We start from the raw sequence: 7,052 nt of genomic DNA, 5'->3' as shown, positions 1-7,052 counted from the left end.
TATAAGAGACAGGGTGGGGAGGTGGGGAGGTGGGGAGTTTGATTATTGTAAAACTATGTAAGGGCGGGTTTTGTTGTTTACTTTTCTGTTGTGAATACTAAATTCTCTACTAAACCCGCCCCTACAGTCTCAAAATTTTCGCTTCAGCAGTATAGTATTTGGTAAAATCTGATGATTTGATTGATTAGCCAAAGGGTAAAGTTGTGCAAATTCCTTATTTTACGGAAACCGATCATCCACAAGTCAAGTCTCTGTCTCATTACAGCGATCAGGAACTATTGACTTTGTTTCAACGCCATCCTGAAGAAGGGAAATATTTTACAGCGATTTTTTGTCGATATAGTCCGATCGTCTATACTTTAATTGCCCACTCTGGACGTTCTCCCGTACAGGTTGATTATTTGTTTGCTCTGACCTGGCGACATATCTATTATGCGATGATGGAACTAGATTTGCGGGGTGCAAGTGCGCCAGGAATGGAAAATTTCAACCTACAAAATTGGTTAATTAATATTACGGCGCTTTGTATTAACCAAGCTGATGTTCCGCCTGTGGAGTCAATTCATTATTCTTTGGAAGCTGCTTCTCCGCCACTGTGGTGTTATACCTATCAAGCGTTAGATTTTTTACCTCCTTTGCAAAGGTTAATTGTATTGATGTCGCAAACTTTTCATTGGAGTGAGGCGCGAATTTCTGCTTATCTGCAAACGGAAGGAGAGACGGTTTCACCTCATCAGGTAAGGTCTTTATTAATATCTGGTTTGCAAGAGTTACAACAATCTTTGCCTGCTGATATTCGGGAAATTTATTTAGGTGAAGATGGTACGGTTGAAAAGCAGGAATCTTTGCTATGAAAAAGATTGAAGAATGGGGAGTTGGCAAGAATAATAGGGTAAAGAATTTACCTAATTCTACTGTTTTTGCACCGAAAAGATTAGTTTCAGTTCGTAAAATGCGGGCAGAAATGAAGCGAAAGAGAATTTTTTTCCTTTGCCTAGTTCTGCCTTTTTACTTTCTGCTTTTAGGTGCGGCTGATTTAAATGAACAATTGGATATTCGGATTAATAATGGCACGCAAGGAGAGAGTCGAAATGAGGCCGATCGCTTAGTACGTTTAGGAGGTCAAGCACAACAAAACGGGTTATTAGATAAGGCGATTCCTTATTGGTTAAAAGCCATAACTATTTATTCAGAAATAGGCGATCTGGAGGCGATCGGTCGAACTTATGATTATGTGGGTTTAGCTTATGCTGATTTGGGTTTATTCCGAGAAGCAGAAGTTGCGCTGCGAAAAAGATTAGGAGTAGCGAGGGCGAATAAGGATTTGCCAGGTCAAATTTTTGGCTTGAATAATGTTGGTTCGCTTTTACTGAAAAGAGGTAATATTTCAGGAGCGAAAACAACATTTAATGATGCACTTTCTATTGCTCGTGCTACTAACAGTCCGGCTGGTATTGGCTTATCTTTAAATAATTTGGGTTTAGTTGCTGCAAATCAAAGAGATTATAATCAAGCGATTAAAAGATATGAGGAAGCTTTAATTTATCGCGGTCGTGCTAGTGACCCGGTGGGAGAGGCAAATACTTATAATAATTTGGGTGATGCTTATCGGGCTACTGACAATTTTTGGGAGACAATCAAGGCTTATGGTTCAGCTTTGAGGGTGGCGCGATTTGCGATCGATCGCCCAAATCAATTTCGCGCTATTGATGGATTAGTTAATACCTACAATTGCGCGAAAAATTATACTCGAACTTTAGATTTGTTGGAGGAACGTTTAAAAATAGCTCGCGCTTCCGAAAATCCTTACCAGGAGTTGAGATCGCTACGATTGTTGAGTCAATTTTACCGACAACAAGGTAAGAATATGGAAGCGCTAATGGTACAACATCAGGCAATTTGTTTGGCTCAAGAATTAAAGGAAACTCAAGCAGTTGCAGAATTGTTAGGAGAATTGATTGAAACTCCCGTTAATGATTAATTCAAATAAACTGCCCCTGATGGTTGTACAGTCATGGTAGTTTTGTCCAAACTAAAATTGCTCGTGGGGTTAAATATCACTTCTAAAACTCCGGGAGAAACAGGTTGAGGAGTAACAATTAAAAAGCCTCGGTCTGGACGATAAAAAGTGAGACTTGTGGGTGTATTTATTGAGCTTAAAGTAACACTATTGTTACCCGTTAAATAACGAGGTTGGGTGTCACCAATTACCTGATAGGCAATATCAGCACCAGAGTTATTTACTAACCTCAAATTTACTACTCCATTAACTGTGCTAACGCTAGTAGTTGCAGCTTGTTGTTGCTCTGGTGTTGGTATTACAGTTGTCTGATTAGAGTTAAGTGGTGCAGAATAGCTATTTTGCCGAACTAGTTGTTTGTTCCCATAATTTAGGGAATTACTCGCTCTTTGTTGACGTTCGGTTCTATAGTTAGAACAAATTTGTTCGGCATCACTTTGGGTAGGACTGGCTATACGACCATCGCGAACAGCAGGTGGTTCACTGACGCTACCAGAAGGCAAAGTTTCGATAATCGAAGCAGGTTGGTTGTTATTTCTGGAAGTTGGATTTTGCCGATTTATCGGGGATGAGTTTTGTCTATCAAGGGTTGTACTGTTGATGCGTTCTGCACAAAGCCGACTGCGTTCTACGGGAGATAATCCATCATTTTCAGGTTTTTGGTTTCCTGGTGTTGTATTCATATTTTCAGGCATTGTAGGGTTCATTTGAGCAACTGCTGGAAAAGCTAAAAGCAAGCTGCCAAAAATCACTCCTACTAGTCCAATTTGTTTTTTAATTTGCCGATTTGGTAAATTCATTTTATCCCCCAAGCTTTTATTAAAAAAGTGAAATTATTGAATAATAGGACAAGGATTGAAGAAGCGGTGAAAGAGTGTAAAAATTTCCCAATCACCAATCGCTAATCCCCTGTTATGCTTCTTCCCACAATTGGCGAACTCTTCCGGGTAGCCAGTCAGCTATTTCTTCAATTCGTTCTTTGGACAATTCATCTTTTGTGGCTGAGAACACAGCTTTCACTACTTGTTCTCGATCGACATTTTGTGGCATTCCACCTTCGTTGGCGACGCGGAATAAAAAGCGATCGTCGTTAATTTTAAAAATGCCAGGGCCTTGCCAAGGTGGACGAACTCGACTTAAAAATCCGACAATTGGATTAGTATCTCTCCACAGATCGCTAATTTCCATTTGCAACGCTTTATCTTCTGTTGGCATCGCTTCTTCGTGCAGTTCTGCGGCGACGCGATCGGCTGCATCAGTTGTCATTAAATCGCGCATTACTCGATACACGACTTCAGTCAAATCTCTGGCATCATAAGGTTCTGATAAGCCAGCTTTTAGCATGACTTTTTGCAAGAAAGGCATATCTTTATCAGCAATTGGTACTGCTGGGCCTCTCTTTAAAGATTCAGGAGGATTTGACTCCATTTCTTCTAAAGCTTTGCGACCTTTTTGGGTTAATTCTGCCTTTTTAAAAGTGATTAAATGAGGCAGAGGGCCATCAGGCGCACCATAAGTGTTAGCAATTCTGACATCAACTTCTTTTGGATTAATTGCATCAGGAACATCTTCCTGATTACCGTAAGCATTGCCGCTAAATTCGGCGTTGATATATTGCTTTTGATTTAAATAATCCAAGTGTCCTAAAAATTCTGCTGGAGTAAGTTCCCTACCAACAAAATCTTTTTGGTTGAAGTTAACTGTGTGCTTTTCGTTGTTGCTATCAGTTTCGCTGATTTTCTTCAGCATTATGTAAACAACATCCTCTCTTATTCCAATTGTCATAATGCTATTACACGCCTCCTAAATCACGCGATTCTTATCTTGAGGCTAATATGAAATCTATGTCTATTACCTCTGTCACAGGAAACATTCCTTTGTGAATTGTTTTCAATAATTATTCTGTTAAATTTTTTGTTTATCCCTGACTAAAGGTAGATGAAATTACCAGAAAATTTAAGCATAGATTACCAATAATTGATTAAGAATTAAACGTTTCTAAACGCTGTTGAGGTAAGGTAATAGTAACAGTTGTTCCTTGATTAATCGCACTATCAATGCGAATGTTACCGTCATGATTTTGAGCAATTGCAGCTGCGATCGCTAATCCTAAACCCGAACCTGTAACTGTTCCCCGACTGCGTGCTGGATCGACGCGGTAAAAGCGATCGAATAGATGAGGTAAAGCATCTTCAGGAATACCAATTCCCGTATCAATAATTTTTACTTGTAGCTGAGGAAAACTACCCCGACGAAAAATTCGCTGCAATTCTATACTCACTTTACCTTTAGTTGGCGTATATTGCAGCGCATTACCGATCAGGTTGGTAAATAATCGTGCTAATTGATCCCAGTCTCCTAAAAGGCTAAAAAAGTCTTCTTCAGTTTCTTCTAAATACTTTTTTCCTGTTCCCGATCCGCCAATCTCTGCTTTTAAATCCAAGGAAAGTTCAACGTTTTTTTCCTGTGCTACTAACTGTTGTTCTTCTACTACTTCCATTAGCAAAGCATCTAAAGGACAAGCGGAAAACCGAGGTTGAACAATGCCGCTATCTTGCCTTGCTAGAAATAGTAAATCATCCACTAAACGACCTAATCTTTTGGTTAATCTTTCGATTACTTTTAATTGTTGGTGATGGGTTACTTCTAATTCTGGATCGGCTAAAGCTACTTGGACGTTGGTTTGAATCATGGCGATCGGACTTCGCAATTCATGAGAAGCATCGGAGGTAAATTGTTTTAAACTTTGGTAAGATTCCCTCACTGGTTCCATCGCTAAACCAGAAAGAAACCAACCAATTGCTGCTACACAAATTACCATAAAAGTTGTGCCTAAACTTAAGTCAAATATTAATTGACGACTGGGTTTGGTGACTTCAAACCAAGGATGACTAACACGCAAATATCCGATTACTTCTCTACCAATTTCTACTCTTTCTGTAATTTGGCGTAAAAGTATACAGTTAGAAGAATTGGTAGTTTGTAGTTTGTAGTTGGTATCGTTTTTTCGCTCAATTTTTACTGTTTCTCCGGTACGGTTAGCATGAATGGGAATGTTCAAAGGTTCAGAAAAAGTTGACCAAAGTAATTCGCCATTAGGATTAAACCATTCTAAGTCAATGCGATCGTCTTCTACGTTATCAGCGTTGTCTCGAAAGCTAGCTTCTAGGTTAATGCGGAATTTGTTGTCTGTGGTGTTTGGTTCGATGACTAGCGATCGTTCTACCACTTCCACAACATGATTTAAAGTATCATCAACTCTTTCAATTAAAGTGCTCCGAACATAGAGATAAACCCCAGTTGCAAATAATAGTAATAACACAGCTGTTACTGCTGCGTACCAAATAGCTAAACGGCGGCGAGTTGTTTGAAACATAGTAATAAATTTGATCTGGATTCTAATAATTTTCTAAATTATATATCTTCTCGATCGTAATAATTTACATTAATATAGTGTAACAGGCTAATTTAGCCAATCGCAGAAATGCCAAAATTAAGAAAAAGGAGCGATCGCTATTGGTTAAAATTTAGTTAAATTAAACTTAAGATAAATCAGCCAAATAGCTACAACGAGGATAATTACCATGACTGCTACCCAAATCCATTTGTGGACGGTAGAAGAATATCACCGAATGATCGATGCTGGGATTCTTACTCCTGAAAATAAAGTTGAACTTTTAGAAGGTAAAATAATAGAGATGAGTCCTCAACGTCCACCTCACGCAGCTACAACCCAAAGATCGTCTGATTACTTGAAAGTAAGATTGAGAGGTATAGCTCATGTACGAATGCAGTTACCTATTACTCTCTCTAACTCAGAACCAGAATTAGATATTGCTGTAGTTCGGATCGATCCAAATGCTTATGGCGAAAATCACCCTCATGAGAATGATATCTTCCTATTAATCGAAATTTCTCACACTACTTTAAACATCGATCGCGAAGAAAAAGCACCTATTTATGCTAGAGCAAATATTCTTGAATATTGGATTTTAGATATTAGCAACCGCTGCGTTTATATTTTCCGTAATCCGACTGAATCGGGTTATCAAGAAGAAATTATTCTCACTGTAGATGCAGCGATCGCACCCTTAGCTTTCCCCGAAATTGAAATACCATTTCCTGAACTGTTTCTGCCTTAAATTTGTCTTTAAATAAAGATGCAAAATTTGCGATCGTCAAATCTATTTCACAGAGGGTTGTTATGAGCAAAACATTAGAAGTATATGTCAGTTTAGGTAGTCCTTTTGCTTACCTTGCCACTACGCAACTTCCGGGATTAATCGAAAGAACAAAATGCAACATTGTCTATCAAGTAATTGATATGTACAAAGTTTTTGAATTATCTGGTAATCCTGGATCTAAGGATGTCCCGGCTAAACGTAAGTATATAGTGAAGGATATTTTTGATTGGTGTAAATATTATAATGTTCCTTTCAATATACCGTCACGTCTTTTTATTAACAATGGTGCAGCAGCGGCGGCGGCTATTGCAGTAGAAAAATCGGGAAAATTACCTGAATTTATTGTTAGAGGTTTTCGCGCTTATATGGTTGAAGATTTGGATATTCAAGACCCGCAAGTATTAGGAAAACTTGCTGCGGAGATTGGCGCAGATGGAGAAGCTGTTGCTGCTGCTGTTACCGATCCGGCAGTGCTTCAAGAAGTAGAAAATCGGAACCAAGCAGCGATAGAAAGAGGTGTTTTTGGTGTACCTACTTTCTTTATTGGTGATGATATGTATTGGGGAAACGATCGCTTGATTTTAGTGGAAAAAGCGTTACTTAGTTGAGAAAAATTAAAGGGATTTGCGCCCGTTCCCAAAAACGACACAATTAAACTAATCCACTCACTTTAGGGAATTATTAAATGATACAAATGCTACTGAATTATAGTTAATTGTCGGGCAAATTTTTGGTTGGTTGTTGGAGTGATATTATGTCCGGTGTTGTTTATTTATAGTTTTTCTCTGAGGGTAGATTGCATTTTTAGCGAGCGTGGGGCAGAATGTAAATATTAACACTCTCAAACT

The 7,052-nt window shown here is 38.7% G+C and carries 7 protein-coding genes; 4 read left to right on the top strand and 3 right to left on the bottom strand.

Annotated features, from left to right (window positions below):
* The first annotated feature begins 203 nt into the window (after positions 1–203).
* Entirely contained in the window at positions 204–854 is a 651-nt protein-coding gene (locus IQ264_RS21560; RefSeq protein ID WP_193982861.1) for an RNA polymerase sigma factor, read from the top strand.
* Positions 851–1,981 (top strand): tetratricopeptide repeat protein, encoded by a 1,131-nt coding sequence (locus tag IQ264_RS21555; RefSeq protein ID WP_193982860.1) that lies wholly within the window; start codon positions 851–853, stop codon positions 1,979–1,981. Before IQ264_RS21560 ends, IQ264_RS21555 begins: the two co-directional genes overlap by 4 nt.
* Here the strand turns inward: IQ264_RS21555 and IQ264_RS21550 are convergent.
* From IQ264_RS21550 to IQ264_RS21540, 3 genes are all read right to left on the bottom strand, one after another.
* The gene (locus IQ264_RS21550; RefSeq protein WP_193982859.1) at positions 1,978–2,820 is read right to left on the bottom strand and encodes a hypothetical protein; all 843 of its coding nucleotides are present in this window, start codon (positions 2,818–2,820) and stop codon (positions 1,978–1,980) included. The genes IQ264_RS21555 and IQ264_RS21550 overlap by 4 nt on opposite strands.
* A 112-nt stretch (positions 2,821–2,932) precedes the next feature.
* On the bottom strand, positions 2,933–3,805 hold the full coding sequence (locus IQ264_RS21545; protein WP_193982858.1) for a DUF2267 domain-containing protein: 873 nt from the start codon (positions 3,803–3,805) through the stop codon (positions 2,933–2,935).
* 196 nt (positions 3,806–4,001) lie between these two features.
* Positions 4,002–5,396, bottom strand: a complete 1,395-nt coding sequence (locus tag IQ264_RS21540) for a sensor histidine kinase (protein ID WP_193982857.1) — start codon at positions 5,394–5,396, stop codon at positions 4,002–4,004.
* A 208-nt stretch (positions 5,397–5,604) separates the two neighbouring features.
* Here IQ264_RS21540 and IQ264_RS21535 point away from each other — a divergent pair, with 208 nt between their 5' ends.
* Together IQ264_RS21535 and IQ264_RS21530 are read left to right on the top strand one after the other, a co-directional pair.
* Complete coding sequence (locus IQ264_RS21535; RefSeq protein WP_193982856.1) at positions 5,605–6,162, top strand: Uma2 family endonuclease; 558 nt, start codon at positions 5,605–5,607, stop codon at positions 6,160–6,162.
* A 62-nt stretch (positions 6,163–6,224) separates the two neighbouring features.
* The gene (locus IQ264_RS21530) at positions 6,225–6,812 is read left to right on the top strand and encodes a 2-hydroxychromene-2-carboxylate isomerase (protein ID WP_193982855.1); all 588 of its coding nucleotides are present in this window, start codon (positions 6,225–6,227) and stop codon (positions 6,810–6,812) included.
* Positions 6,813–7,052: the final 240 nt, after the last annotated feature.

Source organism: [Phormidium] sp. LEGE 05292 (genome assembly GCF_015207735.1).
Lineage (GTDB): Bacteria > Cyanobacteriota > Cyanobacteriia > Cyanobacteriales > Aerosakkonemataceae > Floridanema.
The sequence above is the reverse complement of the archived record's forward strand: the minus strand, read 5'-3'. Positions and strand labels throughout refer to the sequence as shown.